We start from the raw sequence: 18,852 nt of genomic DNA, 5'->3' as shown, positions 1-18,852 counted from the left end.
CAATATCGATGGCGCTACCCGTAAACGCCACGCCCGGCGGCCGAAGCCGCCGGGCTGTCCGTCATGACGACGGTCTCCTCAGTTGCGGTTGCCGAGCAGCCGCAGCAGGAACAGGAACAGGTTCAGGAAGTTCAGGTACAGGGTCAGCGCGCCCCAGACCGCGGTCTTGGTCTCGACCTCCTGACCCAGCCCCTCGGCATACTGCTCCTTCAGCCGCTGGGTGTCGTAGGCGATCAGGCCGGCGAAGATCAGCACGCCGAGCACGCTGATGACGAAGGCCAGGCCGCTCGAGGCCAGGAAGATGTTGACCAGGCTGGCGATGATGATGCCGAACAGGCCCATGATCAGGAACGAGCCGAAGGCCGACAGGCTGCGCTTGGTGGTGTAGCCGTACAGGCTCAAGCCCGCGAAGGAGGCCGCGGTGATGAAGAACACCCGGACCACGCTCTCGCCGGTATAGGCCAGCAAGATCGGCGCCAGGCCGATGCCCTGCAGGGCCACGAAGGCCCAGTACAGCGTCTGCAGCGTCGATGCGCTCATCGAGCGGATGCCGAAGCTCATCCAGAGGATGAGGCCGATCGGGGCGAACAGCGCGACCAGGCCCAGAGTGGTCAAGCCGACCTGCCCGAAGGCGTTGGTTGCCAGGAACACGCCGCCGAGCGGGGTGAACATCACCGCCGCGGCGGTGATGCCGCTGACCAGCAGGCCGCCGGCCATGTACCAGTAGATCCGCAGCATGTACTGCCGCAGACCCTCGTCGAACGCCGCACGCTCGATGGTGCGCGCGCCGGCGCCCGGTGTTGCGTAACGGCCCTGTGGATCGAAGGCCATCTTGAAGTCCTCTAGGGTGGTGAAAACCACGCAGCTGATATTGGCAGCGTCGAGCCAACATACAACACTTGCCGCCTGCGCCGAAGGGCCTCAGGCACTGCGGCGGCGGGCCCTATTCGTTGCGCAGCAGCGGCGCCGCCTTCTGGCCCAGTGCCACCCAGGTGCCGAGGAAGCCGAAGCCAAGGGTGATGGCGATGCACAGGGCGGCGGTGCCCAGCAGGGTCAGCGGCAGGAAGGCCCAGTCGATCTCCATCACGAAGGTCAGCACCGCCCAGGCGGCGACGCTGCCCAGCGCGCAGGCGATCACGGCGGTCAGCAGGCCAAGCAGGCCGTATTCGATCAGGAAGGCGCGCAGAATGTCGCCGCGGGTCGCGCCCAGCACCTTCAGCACCACGGCGTCGTAGATCCGGCGGCGGTGGCCCGCCACCACGGCGCCCGCCAGAACCAGCGCGCCGGCCAGCAGGGTGACGCCGGCGGTCGACCGCACCGCCGCGCCGATCTGGGACAAAAGCGCATTCACCGTCTCCAGCGCATCCCTCAGGCGCACCGTGGTGACGTTGGGGAAGGCCTCGGTCACCGCCTTCTGCAGCGCCATCTCCCCGGCCGCCGGCACCCTGACCGTTGCCAGCCAGGTATGTGGCGCCGCCGACAGCGGCTTCGGCGACATGATCAGCGTGAAGTTGATGCCCAGCGTGCTCCAGTCGATGTCGCGGATGTTGGCGACCTCGGCCTCGATGTCGCGGCCCAGCACGTTGATCGTCATCCGGTCGCCCGGCTTCAGCCCGAAGGCCTCGGCGACATCCTTGTAGACCGAGATCTGCGGCGGGCCGTCGTAATCGGCCGGCCACCACTGCCCTTGCAGCAGCGTGTCCTTCGGCGGTATCGCCGCGGCATAGGTGACGCCGCGGTCGCCGCGCAGCCAGCTCGACTTGCTGGGGTCGACCACCGCCTTGTCGGCCGGCACGCCGTTCACCGCCGCGATGCGGCCGCGCAGGCTCGGCACCTCGGCCAGGTCGGCGGCGCCCGGCGTACCCTGGATCAGGGCGTCGAACGGCTGCTTCTGCGACTTCTGCACGTCGACGAAGAAGAAGGATGGCGCCTGGTCCGGCAGGGTGTCGCGGATCTGCCGGTCCATGTTGCCCTGAATCAGGGCGATCGCCGCCAGCACGGTCAGGCCGAGGCCGAGCGACAGCACGATCTGCGGCGTCGGCGCGCCCGGCCGGTGCAGGTTGGCCAGCGCCAGGCGCAGCCCCGGCCGGCGCGGGCGGGGGGCGCGGCGCGACAGTGCCATCACGCCCAGCGCCGTGCCGGTGAACAGCAGGATGGCGGCGACCGCGCCGCCGACGAAGATCGCGGCCAGCTTCGGATCCGCTGCGGTGGCGACGGCCAAGCCGGCCAGGGCGGCGGCGCACAGGCCGGTGACGGCGACGAAGCGCGCCGCCGGCCGGGCATGGCGCGGTGCCACCCGGTCGCGGAACAGCGCCGCGGCCGGGATGCGGGCGGCGCGGGCCAGCGGCCACAGCGAGAAGGTCAGGCTGGTCAGCAGGCCGAAGCCGGCGGCCAGCAGCAGCGCGCCGGGATAGACCCCGATCCGGGCCTCGACCGGCAGCAACCCCTGGATCAGCGCTGCGACGGCCGAAGGCGCCGCGGCGCCGATGGCGAGGCCGATGGCGATGCCGAGGCCGGAGAGCACCAGCACCTGCAGCAGATAGGTCTGGAAGATCAGCCGCCCGGGCGCGCCCAGGCATTTCAGCGTGGCGATGGTGGCCAGCCGCGCATCCAGCCAGGCCCGCACCGCATTGCCGACCCCGGCGCCGCCGACCAGAAGGGCGGTCAGCCCGACCAGGGTCAGGTACATGGTCAGCTGGTCGATCGTCCGGCGCAGCGACGGCGCCGCGTCGCGGTCGTCGCGCACCCTCCAGTTGGCGTCCTGGAACTGGTCCTTGAATCGGTCGGCCACCTCGACTGTGTCGGTGCCGCGCGGCAGGGCCAGGCGGTAGTCCCAGGTCAGCATCGATCCGGGCTGGATCAGGCTGCTGGCGTCCAGCGCGCCGCGGGCGATCATCAGCCGCGGCCCGATGGCGAAGCCGCTGCCGGCCTTGTCCGGCTCGCGCGCGATGGTGCCGCGCAGCTGCAGCACGGCGCCGCCGACCGCGATCTTGTCGCCGGCAGACAGGCCCAGCCGGGCCGCCACCTCCGGGTCGGCCACGGCGCCCCAGGCGCCGTCCCGCGGCGCCAACGCCGCCTGCAGGTCGCCGCCACCCTCCAGCTCCACCCGGCCGTACAGCGGATAGGCGCCGTCCACGGCCTTCAGCTCGACCAGCGTCGTCGCCTCGTCCTGCGGGTTGCGGGCCATGCCGCGGGTCTCAACCACCTCCGACATCCGGCCGACGGCCTCGAACTGCGCCCGCTCCTCCGCCGTCGCCGGCTGGTACAGGCGGTGCAGCTCGACATCGCCGCCCAGGATGGCCTGGCCGTCCTCGGCGATGCTGCGGCGGATGCCGTCGGCCACCGATTGGACCGCGGCGATGGCGCCGACCCCCAGCGCCAGGCAGGCCAGGAAGATGCGGAAGCCCTTCAGGCCGCCGCGCAGCTCGCGCCGGGCCAGGCGCGCGGCGTTGCGGAAGCTCATTTCAGCCGGGCCAGAGCGGCGGAGGGGGCGAGGCCGGCCTCGGTGATGCGGCCGTCGACCAGACGGACGATGCGGTCGCAGCGCGCCGCCAGCGCCGGGTCGTGGGTGATCAGCAGCAGCGTGGCGCCGCGCCGGCGCGACAGGTCGAACATCAGCTCGATCACCTGCCGGCCGGTCTCGCCGTCAAGGTTGCCGGTCGGCTCGTCGGCCAGGATCACGTCGGGGTCGGCGGCGAAGGCGCGGGCCAGGGCGGTGCGCTGCTGCTCGCCGCCCGACAGTTGGCCGGGATAATGGCTCAGGCGGTGGCCCAGGCCGACCGCGCGCAGCCGCTCCGCCGCCTGCTCGAAGGCGTCGGCGGCGCCGGCGAACTCCAACGGGATGGCGACATTCTCCAGCGCCGTCATCGTCGGGATCAGGTGGAAGTTCTGGAACACGATGCCGACATGGTCGCGGCGGAACAGCGCCAGCGCGTCCTCGCTCGCCGCCGACAGCTCGCGGCCGGCGACCTCGACCCGGCCCTGGGTCGGCCGCTCCAGCCCGCCGATCAGCATCATCAGGCTGGACTTGCCGGAGCCGGAGGGGCCGACGATCGACACCACCTCGCCGACGCCGACCGACAGGTCGATTCCGCGCAGGATGTTGACGGGACCGGCCGCGCTCGCCAATTCAAGATGCACATCGGTCAGCCGGATGCTGGGCGGGGCGGCCCCTCCGGCCCCAAAGCCGGCCTGCGGTGCAGGAGTAGTCCCGTCCATGCGCATCCCTCTCGCCCAACTCCGGACAGATGGCGCCGCGCGGCGCCTTTTCAATGCGGGGCTCCTGGCCCTGTGCGCCATCGCCGCGCTGCCCGGCCTGGCCCAGGCGGGGACGATCCGCATCCTCGCTTTGGGCGACAGCCTGACCGCCGGCTTCGGGCTGGACGAGACGGACGGGTTCGTGCCGCGACTCGAGGCGGCGCTGCGGGCGCAGGGCTATGACGTGACGGTGCTGAACGGCGGCGTCTCCGGCGACACCAGCGCCGGCGGGCTGGACCGGCTGGACTGGGCCCTGGCCGACAAGCCCGACCTCGTCCTCGTCGAGCTCGGCGCCAACGACATGCTGCGCGGCCTCGACCCGGCCACGACCCGGGCCAATCTCGACAAGATCCTGGCCCGGCTGGGCCAGGAGAAGATCCCGACACTGCTGGCCGGGATGCGGGCCGCCCCCAATCTCGGCCCGGCCTATGCCGCGGCCTTCGACCCGATCTTCCCGGACCTGGCCAAGGCCCATGGCGTGGCGCTCTATCCCTTCTTCCTCGACGGGGTGGCGACGGTGATGGCGCTGAACCAGGCCGACGGCATGCATCCCAACGCCGCGGGCGTGAAGGCGATCGTCGAGCACATCGCTCCCGCGGTGATCGAGCTGATCCGGTCGAGTGGGCTGGCGAAGACCGGCTGAGGCCGCATCGCGGTTCCGTCCCGCCCGGTTTCCAGCTATAGAGCGAAATCGTCCGACCAATCACGATCCGCTCCCGGAGCCCCTGATGGAACAGCGTCCGCTCGGCCGCACCGGCCTCGACGTCACCGCGATCTGCCTCGGCACCATGACCTGGGGCACACAGAACACCGAGGCCGAGGGCCATGCCCAGATGGACTACGCGCTCGACCGCGGCGTCACCTTCTGGGACACGGCCGAGATGTATTCGGTGCCGCCGACGGCCGAAAGCTATGGCCGGACCGAGGAGATCATCGGCAGCTGGTTCGCCAAGACCGGCAAGCGCAACCAGGTGGTGCTGGCCTCCAAGATCGCCGGCCCGGGCGCGCATCTGGCCCATGTCCGCGACGGCAAGCCGCGGCTCGACGCCAGGAACGTCAAAGCGGCGGTCGAGGCCAGCCTGAAGCGGCTGCGCACCGACCGGATCGACCTGTACCAGTTGCACTGGCCGAACCGGTCGGTGAACAGCTTCGGCAAGCTCGGCTACGCCCATGATCCGGCGGAGGATTTCGTCGCGCCGGAGGAGACGCTGGCGGCGCTGGCGGACGAGGTGAAGGCCGGCCGCATCCGCCATGTCGGCCTGTCGAACGAGACCCCCTGGGGCCTGATGCGCTACGTCGAGGCGTCGGACCGGCTGGGCCTGCCGCGCCCGGTCTCGATCCAGAACCCCTACAACCTCTTGAATCGCAGCTTCGAGATCGGGCTGGCCGAATGCGCCCATCGCGAGGATGTCGGGCTGCTCGGCTACGCGCCCCTCGCCGCAGCCACCCTGACCGGCAAGTATCTCGACGGCCAAGTCCCGCCGGGCTCGCGCCGCGCCGTCGACGGCCGCCGCTCGCGCTACGACACGCTGAACGCCGAGCCGGCGACCCGGCGCTACATCGCCCTGGCGCGCGAGCATGGGCTGGACCCGGCGCAGATGGCGATCGCCTACGCCCTGTCGCGGCCCTTCATGACCTCGGTGATCATCGGTGCCACCTCGATGGAGCAGCTGCGCACCGACATCGCTGCGGCCGAGGTCACGCTGTCGCCGGAAGTGATCCAGGGCATCGACGCGATCCACACGGCGTATCCGAGCCCCTGCCCGTGAGGGGCTGACCGGCGGGGAGGCAACCCTTCCGGCCATCCATGCAGTTCCGTATAGTCTTCGCATGGATTGGGACGACCTGAAGATCGCCTTCGCCGTCGCCCGGCACGGCTCGCTCAGCGCCGCGGCGCGGGCGCTGCGCACCACCCAGCCGACGGTCAGCCGGCGGCTCGACGCGCTGGAGCGCCGGATCGGGGTCAAGCTGTTCGAGCGCTCGGCCGGCGGGCTGTCGCCGACGCCGCTCTGCGCCGCGCTGGTCGACGGGCTGCAGCGGATGGAGGAGGGGGCGCTGACGGTTGAGCGCCGGATCGCCGCGCGCGATACGGGCCTGCAAGGCCCTATCTCCGTGACCAGCCTGGATTGGCTGGGCGACCACGTGATCGCCCCGATCACGGCCCGGTTCGGCGCGCAGCATCCGCTGGTGGCGCTGGAGCTCTTGAACGAGCCGCGCCTGTTCAACCTGTCCCGACGCGAGGCCGACATCGCCTTCCGCTTCGCCCCGTTCGAGCAGGAGGACCTGATCGAGCGCAAGGTGGCGGAGATCGGCTACGGCCTCTACGCCTCGCCCGCCTATCTCGACCGGCACGGCGGGCCCGATTTCGAGACCGGCTGCGCCGGGCATGCGGTGGTGACCATGTACGACTTCGCCAGTCGCGCGCCGCAGGCGGCGTGGCTGCGCGCGATCGCGCCCCGGGCGCGGGTGGTCCTGCGCACCAGCGGCCTGATCTCGCAGATGGCGGCGGCGGAGACTGGCATGGCGATGGCGGTGCTGCCGCGCCTGCTGGGCGATGCCAGGCCCGGGCTTCGCCGCCTCGACACGCCGCTGCCGGCGCCGCTGCACGCGGTGCGGATGGGGGTGCATGCCGACCTGCGCGACTCGCCCCGCATCCGTGCCTTCATCGACTTCACGGTGGCCGAGCTGAAGATCCAGGCGCACGAGTTGAATCCCTAATTATACGGATTCGTATAAGGATCATACGAATCTCGCCGATGCGCCTTGAGAGTGTTTCCGCCCAAATCCGGTTCGATCCGGCGCCGCGGACGGCGCCGTCCCATCTCGGAAAGGGCGTGCCATGTCGAACCCGGTCCACATCCTCGGCCTGTCGGGTAGCCTGCGGCGGGCGTCGCTGAACACGGCGCTGCTGCGCGCGGCGGCCGAACTGCTGCCCGCGGGCGCCACGCTGGAGATCCGGCCGCTGAACGACCTGCCGTTCTTCGACGAGGATGTCGAGGCGCAGGGCTTTCCGCCGGCAGTGCAGGACCTGCACGCCAAGATCGCGGCGGCCGACGCGCTGCTGCTGGCCGTGCCGGAATACAACTACTCGATCGCGCCGGCCCTGAAGAACGCCATCGACTGGGCATCGCGCCCCTATGGCGCCTCGGTGCTGATGGGCAAGCCGGTGGCGATCATCGGCGCCTCGGCCGGGATGGGCACAGTGCGGGCGCAGTTGCATCTGCGCGACGTGGCGATCACCACCGGCCTTTATGTTCTGAACCAGCCGGAGATCTTCGTCGGCAACGCCGCCGCCAAGTTCGACGGCGAGCTGCGGCTGGTCGACGAGCCGACGCGGGCGATCATGGCCCGGATGCTGCAGCGCCAGATTGCCTGGACCCGCGCGATCGAGAGCTGCAAGCCGATCCTGGAGTCCGCGGAGTGACCGCCCTGCTCGCACGGGCCGACGCGACGCCGACCCGTTGGATCGCGGTCGCCGTGGTCGTCGCCTCCGGCGTGGTCGCGGCGCTGCAGGTCGGCAAGGGTGCCATCGCCCTGCCGGCCCTGCGCGCCGAATTCGGGCTGGGGCTGGAGGCGGCCGGCTGGATCATGTCGGTCTTCGCCCTGCTCGGCGTGGTCGGCGGCATCCCGGCGGGCGCGGCGGTGGCCCGGTTCGGCGACCGCCGGCTGCTGGCGCTCGGCCTCGCCGCCTTGGCCCTGGGCAGCGTCGTCGGCTCGGCCGCCGGCAGCTTCTTCCTGCTGCTCGGCACCCGGATCCTCGAAGGGCTCGGCTTCCTGCTGGTCGTGGTCGCGGCGCCCGCCCTGCTGCAGCGCATCGTCGCCACGCCGGACCGCGACCTCGCCTTCGGGATCTGGAGCGCCTTCATGCCGGCCGGCATGGCGATCGCCCTGCTGCTCGGCGCCTCGCTCGCGGGATGGCGGCCGTTCTGGCTGGCCAACGCTGTGCTGGCCGGCGCCTTCGTCCTGCTGCTGCTCCTCGCCGTCCGGGCCCGAGAGCGGGAGGATGATGCCCGGTCCTGGCGCGAGATCGGCCGCGACGCGGTGCTGACCGCGACCTCGCGCGGCCCGATGCTGCTGGCCTCCGCCTTCGTGCTGTACAGCCTGCTGTACTTCGCGCTGGCCAGCTTCCTGCCGGTGCTGCTGATGGAGCGGATGGGCGTGACCGTCGCTGCCGCCGGGGCGCTCAGCGCCGTCGCGGTCGGCGCCAACGTGCTGGGCAACCTGGCCGCCGGCGTTCTGCTCGGGCGCGGCGCCGCCCGCTGGGTGCTGATCGCCACCGCCGCCGCCGCGATGACGCTGACCGGCGTCGCCGTCTTCGCCCTCCCGCTGCCACCGATGGTGGTGTTCCTGCTCTGTGTCCTGTTCTCCGGGGTCGGCGGGCTGTTGCCGGCCACGGTGCTCGGCGCCGCGGCGCTGGTGGCGCCGAAGCCGGGCCTCGGGCCGATGACGCTCGGCCTGACCATGCAGGGCAGCAATCTCGGCCAAGTGATCGGCCCGGTGGCGGTCGGCGGCGTGGTCGACGCCGCGGGCTGGCCGGCGGCGGCAATCCCGGTCGCCGGGGCGGGCGTGTTGGCGCTGCTGGTGGCGACGCTGCTGCGGGGCGTGTTCCGGGCCTAGCCGAACAGCGCCCAGTGCTCCCGGAACAGCCCGGCCAGGGCGTCGGCCACCGCCCGCACCCGCGGCGCCTCGGCCAGATCGGGGCGGATCAGCAGCCAGATCTCGCGCGGCGGCGGCAGGGCGTCGAGCGTGACCGGCGCCAGGCCGGGATCGGGGTCGCCCAGGAAGCGCGGCAGCAGCGCCACGCCCCAGCCGGCGCGGGCCGCTGCGGCCTGCGCCATCTGGCTGTCGCAGCGGAAGGCGATCGGGCGACCGGGATGGCGGCGCGCCAGCCAGGTGGCCTCGGATTCGCCGTCCTCGTCGCCGATCAGGGGCGGGGTGCCGCCCATCGCGGCCTCGGCCGCCACCGCGGGCGCGGCATAGGCGCGGTAGGCGATGCTCGCCATCCGCCGTCCCACCAGCGTGCTGTCCGCCGGCCGGCCCAGGCGCAGGGCGATCTCGGCCTCGCGCCGGGCCAGGCTGGTGATCCGCGTCTCCAGCACCAGCTCAAGCTCGATGCCCGGATGGCGCCGGCGCAGCCCGTCCAGCCGGTCGATCAGGAATCCCAGCGCCAGGGACCGGGCGGTGGTCAGCCGCACCGGCCCGACAGGCCCCTCCTTGGCATGGTCCAGCCGGCGCAGCAGAGCCAGCGCTCCGGCCTCCATCGCCTCGGCCTCGGCCAGCGCCACGACGCCCGCCGCGTTCGGGCGGTAGCCGTCGGGGCGGCGGTCGAAGATCGGTCGGCCCAGCGCCCGCTCCAGCCCGTCCAGCCGGCGCGACACGGTGGCGTGGTTCACCCCCAGCGCCCGCGCGGTGGCGGACAGGCTGCCGTGCCGGGCCAGGGCGACGGCGTAGCGGACATCGTCCCAGTCCAGCGCTGTGCGGTTTCGATCGGGCATGGTGCAGGGATGATAGTCCATGCACAGGTCGTGCGGCAGCTAGAGTCGCGGCATCGACATCCCGAGAGGCCGTGATGACCCTGCTGCGCGCCGCCACCGTCCAGTTCAGGCACCAGGCCGACGACAAGGCCTACAACCTGTCCCGCATCCGCCACTTCACCGAAGCCGCAGCGGCGCAGGGCGTGAAGATCCTGGTCTTCCCGGAGATGTGCATCACCGGCTACTGGCATGTCCGGAACCTGGGCCGCGACGCCATCGCCGCCCTGGCCGAACCGGTGCCGGACGGGCTGTCGGTGCAGGCGGTGCGCGACCTGGCCGCGGAGCACGGCGTGGCGATCGGTGCCGGGCTGGTCGAGGCGGGCGGCGACGGCCGCTTCTATAATTCCTATGCCGTCTGCCTGCCGGACGGATCGGTGCACTGCCATCGCAAGCTGCACGCCTTCGAGAGCGACCACATCGCCAGCGGCAGCCGCTACACCGTGTTCGACACGCCCTGGGGCGTGCGGCTGGGCGTGCTGATCTGCTGGGACAACAACCTGGTGGAGAATGCGCGGGCCACGGCCCTGCTGGGCGCCGAGATCCTGCTGGCGCCGCACCAGACCGGCGGCTGCGCCTCGCGCAGCCCGCACGCCATGGGGCTGATCGACCCGGCGCTATGGCATCGGCGGCACCAGGACCCGGCGGTGATCGAGACCGAGTTCGCCGGGCCGAAGGGCCGCGGCTGGCTGATGCGCTGGCTGCCGGCGCGGGCCCATGACAACGGGATGTTCCTGCTGTTCAGCAACGGCGTCGGCGAGGATGACGGCGAGGTGCGAACCGGCAACGCCATGGTGCTGGACCCCTATGGCCGCATTCTGGCCGAGACCGGCGTGGCCGACGACGCCATGGTGGTGGCCGATCTCGACCTCGATTTGCTGCCGCTCTCCACCGGCCGGCGCTGGATGCGCGGAAGGCGGCCGGAGCTGTACGGCCTGCTGACCGTGCGGCAGGGGCACGAGTTCGACCCCCGCCAGGCCCGCTTCTCGCCGGACCCGGTGGTCAGGCGCTGAGGCTAGCCCGCGCCCCGGCCGGATTGACCCCGTAGCGGGTGCGGAAGGCGCGGGCGAGGGCGGAGCCGGAGGCGAAGCCGCAATCGGCGGCGATATCATTGACCGGGCGGTCGGTGTTCTCCAGCAGGCGCCGGGCCAGGGCCAGGCGCAGTTCGGCGTAGAACGCCTTGGGGCCGGTGCCGAGCGTGGCCCGGAAGCGCTGCAGCAAAGCGCGCGGGCCGATGCCCAGCTCCGCCGCGATCGCCTCGACCGGCAGCGGCGCCTCGATGTTCGCCTCCATCAGCCGGATCGCCCGCACCAGCAGCGGGTCCCGCCAGGCCAGGCGGCCGGCGGCGACCATGTGCTGCGGATCGTGGCCGGGCGGCGCGCCCTCGTAGAGGAAGGTGCTGGAGACGGCGAGGGCCAAGCTCAGCCCCTGCTCGCGCCGCAGCAGGTCCAGCATCAGGTCCAGCGTCGGCAGCGCCCCGCCGGCGGTGATGCGGCGGCGGTCGATCACGAAGCGGTCGGGCACCGCGGTGACGGCCGGGAAGCGCTCGGCGAAGTCGCGCAGATCCTCCCAATGCGTGGTGGCGCGGTGCCCGTCCAGCACCCCGGCCAGGGCCAGCACATAGGGCGCCGATTCCAGCCCGGCGATCACCGCGCCGCGCCGGGCCGCCGCCCGCAGGAAGCGGCACACGCCGGGCGTGGCCCGCGCCTCGGCCTCGTAGCTGGCGACGACATACAACGTGTCGGCGCCGCCCGCCGCCATCGCCGCGTCGGCGTCGACCCGCAGCCCGCTGCTGCTGGTGACCGGGCCGCCATCCTCGCTCAGCACCGACCACTCGAACAGCCGCCGCCCCGCCATCCGGTTGGCGGCGCGCAGCGGCTCGGCCAGCGCCGCCAGGGTCAGGTTCGAGAAGGCGTCCAGCACCAGGATGTCGATCCGCCGGGCTTCGGCCATGATTCCGATTCCGTATCGACTGGATCCGAAACGGTATCGCCCGCCCGGCCACGACGGCAATAGCCTTCCGGAAAGCCAGGGAGGCGAGGATGGATTTCGGGCTCAGCCACGAGCAGCAGCTGGTCGTCGACACGGTGCGCGGCTTCGTCGAGCACGAGCTGCAGCCGCTGGAGCGGGAGGTGGAGCGCACCGGCCATGTGGCGCCGGAGGTCGGCCGCGAGATCCAGCGCAAGGTCCGCGACCTCGGCTTCTATGCCCCCAACATCCCGGAGGCGTTCGGTGGCGGCGGCCTCGACCACCTGACCTTCACCCTGCTGGAGCGCGAGCTCGGCCGCGCCTCGATGGCGCTGACGGTGTTCTGGGGCCGGCCCTCGAACATCCTCTGCGCCGGCACGCCGGAGCAGCGCGACCGATACCTTCTCCCCTGCGTCCGCGGCGAGAAGGTCGACGCCCTGGCGATGACCGAGCCCGACGCCGGCTCCGACCTGCGGGGCATGAGCTGCAGCGCCCGGCGCGACGGCGGCGACTGGGTGATCAACGGCACCAAGCACTTCATCAGCCACGCCGACGTCGCCGATTTCGTCATCCTGTTCGTCGCCACGGGCGATGACGGGCCGGGGCGCAAGCGCATCTCCTGCCTGCTGGTCGACCGCGGCACGAAGGGTTTCGAGATCCGGCCCGGCTACGCCTCCGTCTCCCACCGCGGCTACCACAACGCCACCCTGACCTTCGACGACTGCCGGGTGCCGGCGGACCAGATGCTGGGCGAGGAGGGGCGGGGCTTCGACCTGGCCAACACCTGGCTGCACGCCACCCGCCTGACCGTGGCGGCGATGTGCGTCGGCCGCGCCCGCCGCGCTTTCGACCTGGCGCTGTCCTACGCCGCCCAGCGCAAGCAGTTCGGCCAGCCGATCGGCCGCTTCCAGGGCACCGGCTTCAAGCTGGCCGACATGATCACCGAGATCGACGCGGCCGACTGGCTGACCCTGTCCGCCGCCTGGCGCATCGACCAGGGGCAGGACGCCAACCGGGTGATCAGCCAGGCCAAGCTCTTTGCCTCGGAGATGCTGGGCCGGGTCACCGACGCGGCGCTGCAGATCCATGGCGGCATGGGGCTGATGGACGATTTGCCGATCGAGCGCTTCTGGCGCGACGCGCGGGTGGAGCGGATCTGGGACGGCACCAGCGAGATCCAGCGCCACATCATCACCCGGGATCTGCTGCGGCCGCTGGGGGCGTGATCGTGCACGCTTCCTGCCACGGCGGAGCCACCCCCTCACCCTCCCAAGCCTGCGGCTTGGGTCCCTCCCTCTCCCCTGGGGAGAGGGGATGTCGGGCGCGATCCGGTTTCCCTCTCCTCGGGGAGAGGGAGGGGCCCGTCGCGTTGGCGACGGGAGGGTGAGGGGGATGGCGCAATCCCGACGCTTCGACCTCTCCCGGCTGCTGCGGCCCCGGTCAATCGCGGTGGTCGGCGGCAAGCCGGCGGCGGAGGTGATCCGGCAGAGCCGGCGCATGGGCTTCGCCGGCGACATCTGGCCGGTGCATCCGCAGCACGAGACGGTCGAGGGCCTGCCCGCCTTCCGATCCGTCGCCGAGCTGCCGGGCGCGCCCGACGCCGTCTTCCTCGGCATCAACCGCCATGCCGTGATCGAGGTCACGGCGGCGCTGGCCGCGCGCGGCGCCGGGGGGGCGGTCTGCTACGCCTCCGGCTTCGCCGAGACCGGCGGGGAGGGCGCGGATCTCCAGGCCCGGCTGGTCGCGGCGGCCGGGGCCATGCCGGTGCTGGGCCCGAACTGCTACGGCGTGATCAACTATCTCGACGGCGTGTTGCTGTGGCCCGACCAGCATGGCGGCCAGCGGGTGGAGCGCGGCGTGGCGCTGGTCACCCAGTCCAGCAACATCGCCATCAACCTGACCATGCAGCGCCGCGGCCTGCCGATCGCCTATGTCGCGACCCTGGGCAACCAGGCGGTGGCCGGCCTGGCCGAGATGGTCGAAGCTTTCCTCGACGACCCGCGCGTCACCGCCATCGGCCTGCACATCGAGGGCCTGGCCGAGCCCGCCGCTTTGGCCCGGGCGGCGGCGCGGGCGCGGCGGCAGGGCGTGCCGATCCTGGCGCTGAAGACCGGCCGGTCGGCGGAAGGGGCGCAGCTGACCCTCAGCCACACCGCCTCCCTCGCCGGGGCCGACGCGGTGACCGACGCCTTCCTGCGCCGCATCGGCGTGGTCCGCGTCGCCTCGCTGCCGGTGCTGCTGGAGGCGCTGAAGCTGCTGCATGTCGCCGGTCCGCTGCCGGGCCGTGACATCGCCTCGATGAGCTGCTCGGGCGGGGAGGCGGCGCTGATCGCCGATGCCGCGCTCGGCACCGGGCTGCGCTTCCGGCCGCTGGACGCTGCCCAGACGGCGCGGGTGGCGGCGACGGTGTCGGAGCTGGTCACGGTGTCGAATCCCTTCGACTACCACACCTTCATCTGGGCCAATGCCCCGGCCATGACCGAGACCTTCGCGGCGATGATGGCCGCGGATTTCGACCTGACGCTGCTGGTGCTCGACCTGCCGCGCGGCGACTGCTGCAGCGACGCCGACTGGCTGCCGTCGCTGGAGGCGCTGGTCGCGGCGTCGCAGCGGACCGGCCGGAAGGCGGCGCTGGTCGCGTCCCTGCCCGAGGGGCTGCCGGAGGACCAGGCGCAGCGCCTGGTCGCGGCCGGCGTCACGCCGCTGCTCGGCATCGACGACGCGCTGGCCGTCATCGCCGCCGCGGCGGAGGCGGGGGACATCCTGCGGGAGGTGGAGACGCCGCTGCCGGCCGAGCCGGTGCCGCTGGCGCCGGGCCCGGTCCGCACCTTGTCGGAATGGCAGGGCAAGCGCCGCCTCGCTGCTCGGGGCGTGCCGGTGCCGGAGGGGCGGCTGGTCCGGTCGCCGGACGAGGCGGTGGCGGCGGCGGAAGCGATCGGCTTTCCGGTCGTGCTCAAGGCCACGGGCGCCGAGCTCGCGCACAAGACCGAGCTCGGCGCCGTGCGCCTGAACCTGACGGATGCCGCCGCGGTGCGCGACGCCGCCGCGGCGCTGGCCGGGCTGGGCGAGGCGCTGCTGGTCGAGCGCATGATCGGCGGCGCGGTGGCGGAGCTGATCGTCGGCATCGGCCGCGACCCGCTGCTCGGGCTGCATCTCGTGCTCGGCTCCGGCGGCACGCTGGTCGAGCTGGTCGGCGACCGGCGGATCCTGCTGTTGCCGGCCGCGAGGGCGGAGGTCGCGGCGGCGATCCGCTCGCTCAAGGTGGCGAAGCTGCTCGACGGCCATCGCGGCCGGCCGCCGGGCGATCTCGACGCCGCGGTCGACGCCGTGCTGGCGGTCCAGGACTTTGCCCTGGCCCATGCCGGTCGGCTGGCCGAGCTCGACGTCAATCCGCTGATCGTTACCCCGCGTGGCGCCGTGGCCGCCGATGTCCTGCTGCGACTGGTGGAGGAAGCCGATGACCGATGATCCGCTGCGCGTCACCCGCGACGGCGCCGTGCTCGAGGTGGTGCTGGACCGGCCGAAGGCGAATGCGATCGACGCCGCCACCAGCCGCCGCATGGGCGAAGTCTTCGCCCGCTTCCGCGACGATCCGGATCTCCGCGTGGCCATCGTCACCGGCGGCGGCGACCGCTTCTTCTCCGCCGGCTGGGACCTGAAGGCCGCGGCGGCGGAGGGCATCCGGCCGGACGAGGATTACGGCATCGGCGGCTTCGCCGGGCTGCAGGAGCTGCCGGGCCTGAACAAGCCGGTGATCGCGGCGGTCAACGGCATGGCGGTCGGCGGCGGGTTCGAGCTGGCGCTGTCCGCCGACCTGATCCTGGCGGCGGACCATGCCCGGTTCGCCCTGCCCGAGATCAACGCCGGCACCCTGGCCGATGCCGCCACGATCAAGCTGCCGCGCCGCATCCCCTATCACGTGGCGATGGAACTGCTCTACACCGGCCGCTGGATGGAGGCGGCGGAGGCTGCGCGCTGGGGCCTGGTCAACCAGGTGGTGCCGGCGGCGGAGCTGATGGACCGCGCCCGCGCTTTGGCCCGCCACCTGGCCGACGGCCCGCCGCTGGTCTTCGCCGCGATCAAGGAGGTGGCGCGGGAAAGCGAGGCGCTGCCAGTGCAGGCGGCGCTGGCCCAGGTGATGCGCCGGGGCTTCCCGACCGTGGCGACGCTCTACGACAGCGAGGACCAGCTGGAAGGCGCCCGCGCCTTCGCCGAGAAGCGCAAGCCGGTGTGGACGGGGCGGTAGGGCGAGCCGGCCTATCCGAAGAGGGCCGGCGACAATTCCCGGTCGGCGGCGGCGACCTCGCTCAGGACCTTGGCGAAGGCCGGGCGGGCGGACAGGCCCTCGTACCACGCCGCCAGGGCGGGGACGCCATCCAGGCGCGGCCCATGCAGCCGCAGCGCGAACAGCACGGTCATGAACAGGGCGATGTCGGCGACGGTCAGTGAGTCGAAGAAGAACTCGCGGCCGGCCAGCCGGGCATCCAGCCGGCGCCAATGGCCGCGCAGTGTCTCCTCGGCTTGGCGGGCGCCGGCCTCCTGCGCCTCGCGCCGGGCCGGGTCGGGCGGCTCGCTGCGATGCATCAGCGGCCGGACATCCGGCATCACGATCTCGTCGGCCTCCAGCTCGGTCAGGCGGCACAGGGCACGGTCCGCAGCGCCGCGCGGAAACAGCGGGGGCGTCGGATAGGCGTCCTCGAGATAGTCGAGGATCACGGTCGAATCGAACAAGGCGAGGTCGCCGTCGACCAGCACCGGCACCTGGCCCTTGGGGTTGGCGGCCAGCACCGCCGGGTGCTTCGGCTGGTAGCCCTCGGTCTGGGTGAAGGGCACCATGATCCGCTCATGGGCCAGGCCCTTCTCGGTCAGGGCGATCTCGACCTTGCGCGAGAACAGGCTCAGCGGCCCGGAATAGAGCGTCATCCCCATGGTCCGCATCCCCCCTTCGATTCTGAGGATCGGAGCATTAAGGGAACATCGGCCGGCCCGCAATGCCGGTGGCCGGCAACGAAAAAAGCCCGCGACCGTGGGCGGGCTTTCTCCAGTCCTTCGCGCGGCCGCTGGCGCGGATCGATCAGGCCGCCTGGGCGGCGGCCTGGGCCTTGATGATGCGGTGCTTCAGGCCACGCAGCTCGGCATCCAGGGCCGAGTCCGGCGCGCCGGCGAGGTAGCCGTCGAGGCCGCCGCGGTGCTCGATGGTGCGGATGCCGTTCGTGGTCAGGCGCAGGCGCACCGAAACGCCGAGCACCTCCGAGACCAGCGACGTGGTCTGCAGGTTCGGCAGGAAGCGCCGGCGGGTCCTGTTCTTGGCGTGGCTGACATTGTTGCCACTCATCACGCCCTTGCCGGTCACCTGGCAGCGTCGCGCCATGGGTCTATCCTCGAAACACGGTCAAAAACAATGGCCCGGCATTGCTGCCGGGACGAGGGCGTTCGTATAAGGGGCCGCACGCCCGGCGTCAAGCCGAGAGTCGCGGCCCCGCCCCGCCCAGACTACGCCCGCGGCGCGGCCCGGGTCACGATCACGTTCCAGGAGGCTGGCTTCAGCTTCGCCCGCAGCCGCTCGCCGTCGACCGAGACGTCGGGATTCGCCGCCGGCGCCACGGTGTCCGGCGCCTCCCTGGTGTTCACCGCCTTGAGGTTGGCGTGGTGGATCTCCGTCGCCTCCACCAGCCGGCGGTCGGCACCCAGGCCGCGCAGCGTGACGTCGAGGTCCATCGGGTCGGACAGGCTGCGGTTCAGGGCGAAGACCGTGGTGGTGCCGTCGGCCGGGTTGTCGACCACGGTGGCGTAGAGATACGGGATCTCCGGCCAGGACAAGGCGGCGTAGCCCGGCGATTCGACCTTGGCCTGCAGCACCCGCCCGTGGCCATGCCGGGCGGCCAGGGCGAAGGGGTGGAAGATGGTCTGGCGCCAGGCGGCGCCGCCGGTCTCGGTCATGATCGGGCCGATGACGTTGACCAGCTGGGCGATGCAGGCGGTCTTCACCCGGTCGGCGTTGTTCATCAGGGCGATCAGCGCGCCGCCGACGATCAGCGCGTCCTCGGCGTTGTAGATCTCCTCGATCAGATGCGGCGCCTCGGGCCAGCCGGGCTTGCGCATGTGCTCGATCTTGTGGGTCTTGTACCAGACGTTCCACTCGTCGAAGGACAGCATGATCTTCTTGCGCGACCGGCGCTTGGCCCCGACCGCGTCGCAGATCGCCGCCACCTCCTTGATGAAGGCGTCCATCAGCTCGATCACGCCGAAATACTCCGGCGCCGAATCGGCGTTGTTGTTGAAGTAGGTGTGCAGCGAGATGAAGTCGACCTGGTCGTAGCAGTGGTCCAGCACCTCGTATTCCCAGGCGCCGTAGGTCGCCATGTTGCGGTGGGACGAGCCGCAGGCGGCGAGCTGGATAGTCGGGTCGACCCAGCGCATCACCTTGGCCGTCTCCAGCGCCGCGCGGCCGTATTCCTCGGCGGTCTTGGCGCCGATCTGCCAGGGTCCGTCCATCTCGTTGCCCAGGCACCAGAACTTGACGTCGTGCGGCGCCCCGTGGCCGTGCGACCGGCGCAGGTCCGACAGCGCCGAGCCGCCGGCATGGTTGCAGTATTCGAGGAAGCGGCGCGCCTCGTCCGGCCCGCGGGTGCCGAGATTGACGCCCAGCATCGGCTCGACCCCGGCGGCGCGGGCCCAGTCCATGAACTCGTTGGTGCCGAAGCGGTTGGTCTCGGTCGAGGACCAGGCCAGGTCGCGGCGCACCGGCCGCTGCTCCACCGGCCCGACCCCGTCTTCCCAGTTGTAGCCGGACAGGAAGTTGCCGCCGGGATAGCGGATGATGGTCGGCCCCAGCTCGCGGGTCAGCTCCAGCACGTCGCCGCGGAAGCCGTTTGCGTCGGCGGTCGGGTGGCCGGGCTCGTAGATGCCGCCATAGACGCAGCGGCCCATATGCTCGACGAAGGCGCCGAAGACGCGGCGGTCGAGGTCGGAGAGGACGAAGTCGCGATCGACGGTCAGCCGTGCGGAGATCATGGGTCGATGGTCTCGATCGGATGGTGGAAGGATCGGGCCCGCCCGCCCGCGCGGGCCGGGAGGGGGAGCGGGGGGGGGGCCG

Annotated in this window: 17 protein-coding genes; 9 read left to right on the top strand and 8 right to left on the bottom strand. The window is 72.0% G+C overall.

Features of this window, described 5'->3' with window-relative positions:
* Positions 1-78: 78 nt before the first annotated feature.
* The 3 genes from AAHM41_RS30755 to AAHM41_RS30745 form a co-directional block, all read right to left on the bottom strand.
* Positions 79-831: a Bax inhibitor-1/YccA family protein gene (locus tag AAHM41_RS30755; protein WP_342240444.1), complete on the bottom strand. Its 753-nt coding sequence runs from the start codon at positions 829-831 to the stop codon at positions 79-81.
* Between the two features lie 112 nt (positions 832-943).
* On the bottom strand, positions 944-3,463 hold the full coding sequence (locus tag AAHM41_RS30750) for an ABC transporter permease (RefSeq protein ID WP_342240443.1): 2,520 nt from the start codon (positions 3,461-3,463) through the stop codon (positions 944-946).
* Complete coding sequence (locus AAHM41_RS30745; RefSeq protein ID WP_342240442.1) at positions 3,460-4,128, bottom strand: ABC transporter ATP-binding protein; 669 nt, start codon at positions 4,126-4,128, stop codon at positions 3,460-3,462. Before AAHM41_RS30745 ends, AAHM41_RS30750 begins: the two co-directional genes overlap by 4 nt.
* A gap of 88 nt (positions 4,129-4,216) precedes the next feature.
* Between AAHM41_RS30745 and AAHM41_RS30740 the strand changes: the two genes are divergently transcribed.
* The 5 genes from AAHM41_RS30740 (at position 4,217) to AAHM41_RS30720 (ending at position 8,874) form a co-directional block, all read left to right on the top strand.
* Positions 4,217-4,900 (top strand): arylesterase, encoded by a 684-nt coding sequence (locus AAHM41_RS30740; RefSeq protein ID WP_342240441.1) that lies wholly within the window; start codon positions 4,217-4,219, stop codon positions 4,898-4,900.
* A gap of 85 nt (positions 4,901-4,985) precedes the next feature.
* A complete protein-coding gene (locus AAHM41_RS30735; protein ID WP_342240440.1) occupies positions 4,986-6,026 on the top strand; it encodes an aldo/keto reductase in 1,041 nt (346 codons plus the stop codon).
* 61 nt (positions 6,027-6,087) lie between these two features.
* Positions 6,088-6,975 (top strand): LysR family transcriptional regulator, encoded by an 888-nt coding sequence (locus tag AAHM41_RS30730; protein ID WP_342240439.1) that lies wholly within the window; start codon positions 6,088-6,090, stop codon positions 6,973-6,975.
* A 121-nt stretch (positions 6,976-7,096) separates the two neighbouring features.
* On the top strand, positions 7,097-7,681 hold the full coding sequence (locus tag AAHM41_RS30725) for an NADPH-dependent FMN reductase (RefSeq protein ID WP_342240438.1): 585 nt from the start codon (positions 7,097-7,099) through the stop codon (positions 7,679-7,681).
* Entirely contained in the window at positions 7,678-8,874 is a 1,197-nt protein-coding gene (locus AAHM41_RS30720) for an MFS transporter (protein WP_342240437.1), read from the top strand. The genes AAHM41_RS30725 and AAHM41_RS30720 overlap by 4 nt, the downstream gene beginning before the upstream one ends.
* On the opposite strand, the gene AAHM41_RS30715 is transcribed toward AAHM41_RS30720, so the two are convergent.
* Positions 8,871-9,773 carry a LysR family transcriptional regulator gene (locus tag AAHM41_RS30715; protein WP_342240436.1) on the bottom strand — a complete coding sequence of 301 codons (903 nt, stop codon included), beginning with the start codon at positions 9,771-9,773 and terminating at the stop codon, positions 8,871-8,873. The genes AAHM41_RS30720 and AAHM41_RS30715 overlap by 4 nt on opposite strands.
* Positions 9,774-9,826: 53 nt before the next feature.
* Here AAHM41_RS30715 and AAHM41_RS30710 point away from each other — a divergent pair, with 53 nt between their 5' ends.
* Positions 9,827-10,801 (top strand): nitrilase family protein, encoded by a 975-nt coding sequence (locus tag AAHM41_RS30710; protein WP_342240435.1) that lies wholly within the window; start codon positions 9,827-9,829, stop codon positions 10,799-10,801.
* Here the strand turns inward: AAHM41_RS30710 and AAHM41_RS30705 are convergent.
* Positions 10,791-11,741: a GlxA family transcriptional regulator gene (locus tag AAHM41_RS30705; RefSeq protein WP_342240434.1), complete on the bottom strand. Its 951-nt coding sequence runs from the start codon at positions 11,739-11,741 to the stop codon at positions 10,791-10,793. The genes AAHM41_RS30710 and AAHM41_RS30705 overlap by 11 nt on opposite strands.
* A gap of 89 nt (positions 11,742-11,830) precedes the next feature.
* Here AAHM41_RS30705 and AAHM41_RS30700 point away from each other — a divergent pair, with 89 nt between their 5' ends.
* The 3 genes from AAHM41_RS30700 (at position 11,831) to AAHM41_RS30690 (ending at position 16,002) form a co-directional block, all read left to right on the top strand.
* Entirely contained in the window at positions 11,831-12,982 is a 1,152-nt protein-coding gene (locus AAHM41_RS30700; RefSeq protein WP_342240433.1) for an acyl-CoA dehydrogenase family protein, read from the top strand.
* Positions 12,983-13,148: 166 nt separating this feature from the next.
* Positions 13,149-15,224 (top strand): acetate--CoA ligase family protein, encoded by a 2,076-nt coding sequence (locus tag AAHM41_RS30695; RefSeq protein WP_342240432.1) that lies wholly within the window; start codon positions 13,149-13,151, stop codon positions 15,222-15,224.
* Complete coding sequence (locus tag AAHM41_RS30690; protein ID WP_342240431.1) at positions 15,214-16,002, top strand: carnitinyl-CoA dehydratase; 789 nt, start codon at positions 15,214-15,216, stop codon at positions 16,000-16,002. Before AAHM41_RS30695 ends, AAHM41_RS30690 begins: the two co-directional genes overlap by 11 nt.
* A gap of 11 nt (positions 16,003-16,013) precedes the next feature.
* Here the strand turns inward: AAHM41_RS30690 and AAHM41_RS30685 are convergent, their stop codons facing one another.
* The 3 genes from AAHM41_RS30685 to arfA form a co-directional block, all read right to left on the bottom strand.
* Positions 16,014-16,685: a glutathione S-transferase family protein gene (locus AAHM41_RS30685; protein ID WP_342240430.1), complete on the bottom strand. Its 672-nt coding sequence runs from the start codon at positions 16,683-16,685 to the stop codon at positions 16,014-16,016.
* 145 nt (positions 16,686-16,830) lie between these two features.
* Positions 16,831-17,127 (bottom strand): 50S ribosomal protein L28, encoded by a 297-nt coding sequence (gene rpmB / locus AAHM41_RS30680; RefSeq protein ID WP_342240429.1) that lies wholly within the window; start codon positions 17,125-17,127, stop codon positions 16,831-16,833.
* Positions 17,128-17,249: 122 nt separating this feature from the next.
* Entirely contained in the window at positions 17,250-18,770 is a 1,521-nt protein-coding gene (gene arfA, locus AAHM41_RS30675; protein ID WP_342240428.1) for an arabinosylfuranosidase ArfA, read from the bottom strand.
* Positions 18,771-18,852: the final 82 nt, after the last annotated feature.

It is taken from the genome of Inquilinus sp. OTU3971 (assembly GCF_038440215.1).
Note: the sequence above shows the minus strand (reverse complement) of the source record. Positions and strands in the feature narration are given on the sequence as shown.

What these genes read in the sequence shown, in the direction of transcription:
- AAHM41_RS30755 (WP_342240444.1), bottom strand. Translation starts at nt 831, where the DNA reads ATGGCCTTCGATCCACAGGGCCGTTACGCAACACCGGGCGCCGGCGCG.
- AAHM41_RS30750 (WP_342240443.1), bottom strand. Translation starts at nt 3,463, where the DNA reads ATGAGCTTCCGCAACGCCGCGCGCCTGGCCCGGCGCGAGCTGCGCGGC.
- AAHM41_RS30740 (WP_342240441.1), top strand. Translation starts at nt 4,217, where the DNA reads ATGCGCATCCCTCTCGCCCAACTCCGGACAGATGGCGCCGCGCGGCGC.
- AAHM41_RS30735 (WP_342240440.1), top strand. Translation starts at nt 4,986, where the DNA reads ATGGAACAGCGTCCGCTCGGCCGCACCGGCCTCGACGTCACCGCGATC.
- AAHM41_RS30730 (WP_342240439.1), top strand. Translation starts at nt 6,088, where the DNA reads ATGGATTGGGACGACCTGAAGATCGCCTTCGCCGTCGCCCGGCACGGC.
- AAHM41_RS30725 (WP_342240438.1), top strand. Translation starts at nt 7,097, where the DNA reads ATGTCGAACCCGGTCCACATCCTCGGCCTGTCGGGTAGCCTGCGGCGG.
- AAHM41_RS30715 (WP_342240436.1), bottom strand. Translation starts at nt 9,773, where the DNA reads ATGGACTATCATCCCTGCACCATGCCCGATCGAAACCGCACAGCGCTG.
- AAHM41_RS30710 (WP_342240435.1), top strand. Translation starts at nt 9,827, where the DNA reads ATGACCCTGCTGCGCGCCGCCACCGTCCAGTTCAGGCACCAGGCCGAC.
- AAHM41_RS30705 (WP_342240434.1), bottom strand. Translation starts at nt 11,741, where the DNA reads ATGGCCGAAGCCCGGCGGATCGACATCCTGGTGCTGGACGCCTTCTCG.
- AAHM41_RS30700 (WP_342240433.1), top strand. Translation starts at nt 11,831, where the DNA reads ATGGATTTCGGGCTCAGCCACGAGCAGCAGCTGGTCGTCGACACGGTG.
- AAHM41_RS30695 (WP_342240432.1), top strand. Translation starts at nt 13,149, where the DNA reads ATGGCGCAATCCCGACGCTTCGACCTCTCCCGGCTGCTGCGGCCCCGG.
- AAHM41_RS30690 (WP_342240431.1), top strand. Translation starts at nt 15,214, where the DNA reads ATGACCGATGATCCGCTGCGCGTCACCCGCGACGGCGCCGTGCTCGAG.
- AAHM41_RS30685 (WP_342240430.1), bottom strand. Translation starts at nt 16,685, where the DNA reads ATGGGGATGACGCTCTATTCCGGGCCGCTGAGCCTGTTCTCGCGCAAG.
- rpmB (WP_342240429.1), bottom strand. Translation starts at nt 17,127, where the DNA reads ATGGCGCGACGCTGCCAGGTGACCGGCAAGGGCGTGATGAGTGGCAAC.
- arfA (WP_342240428.1), bottom strand. Translation starts at nt 18,770, where the DNA reads ATGATCTCCGCACGGCTGACCGTCGATCGCGACTTCGTCCTCTCCGAC.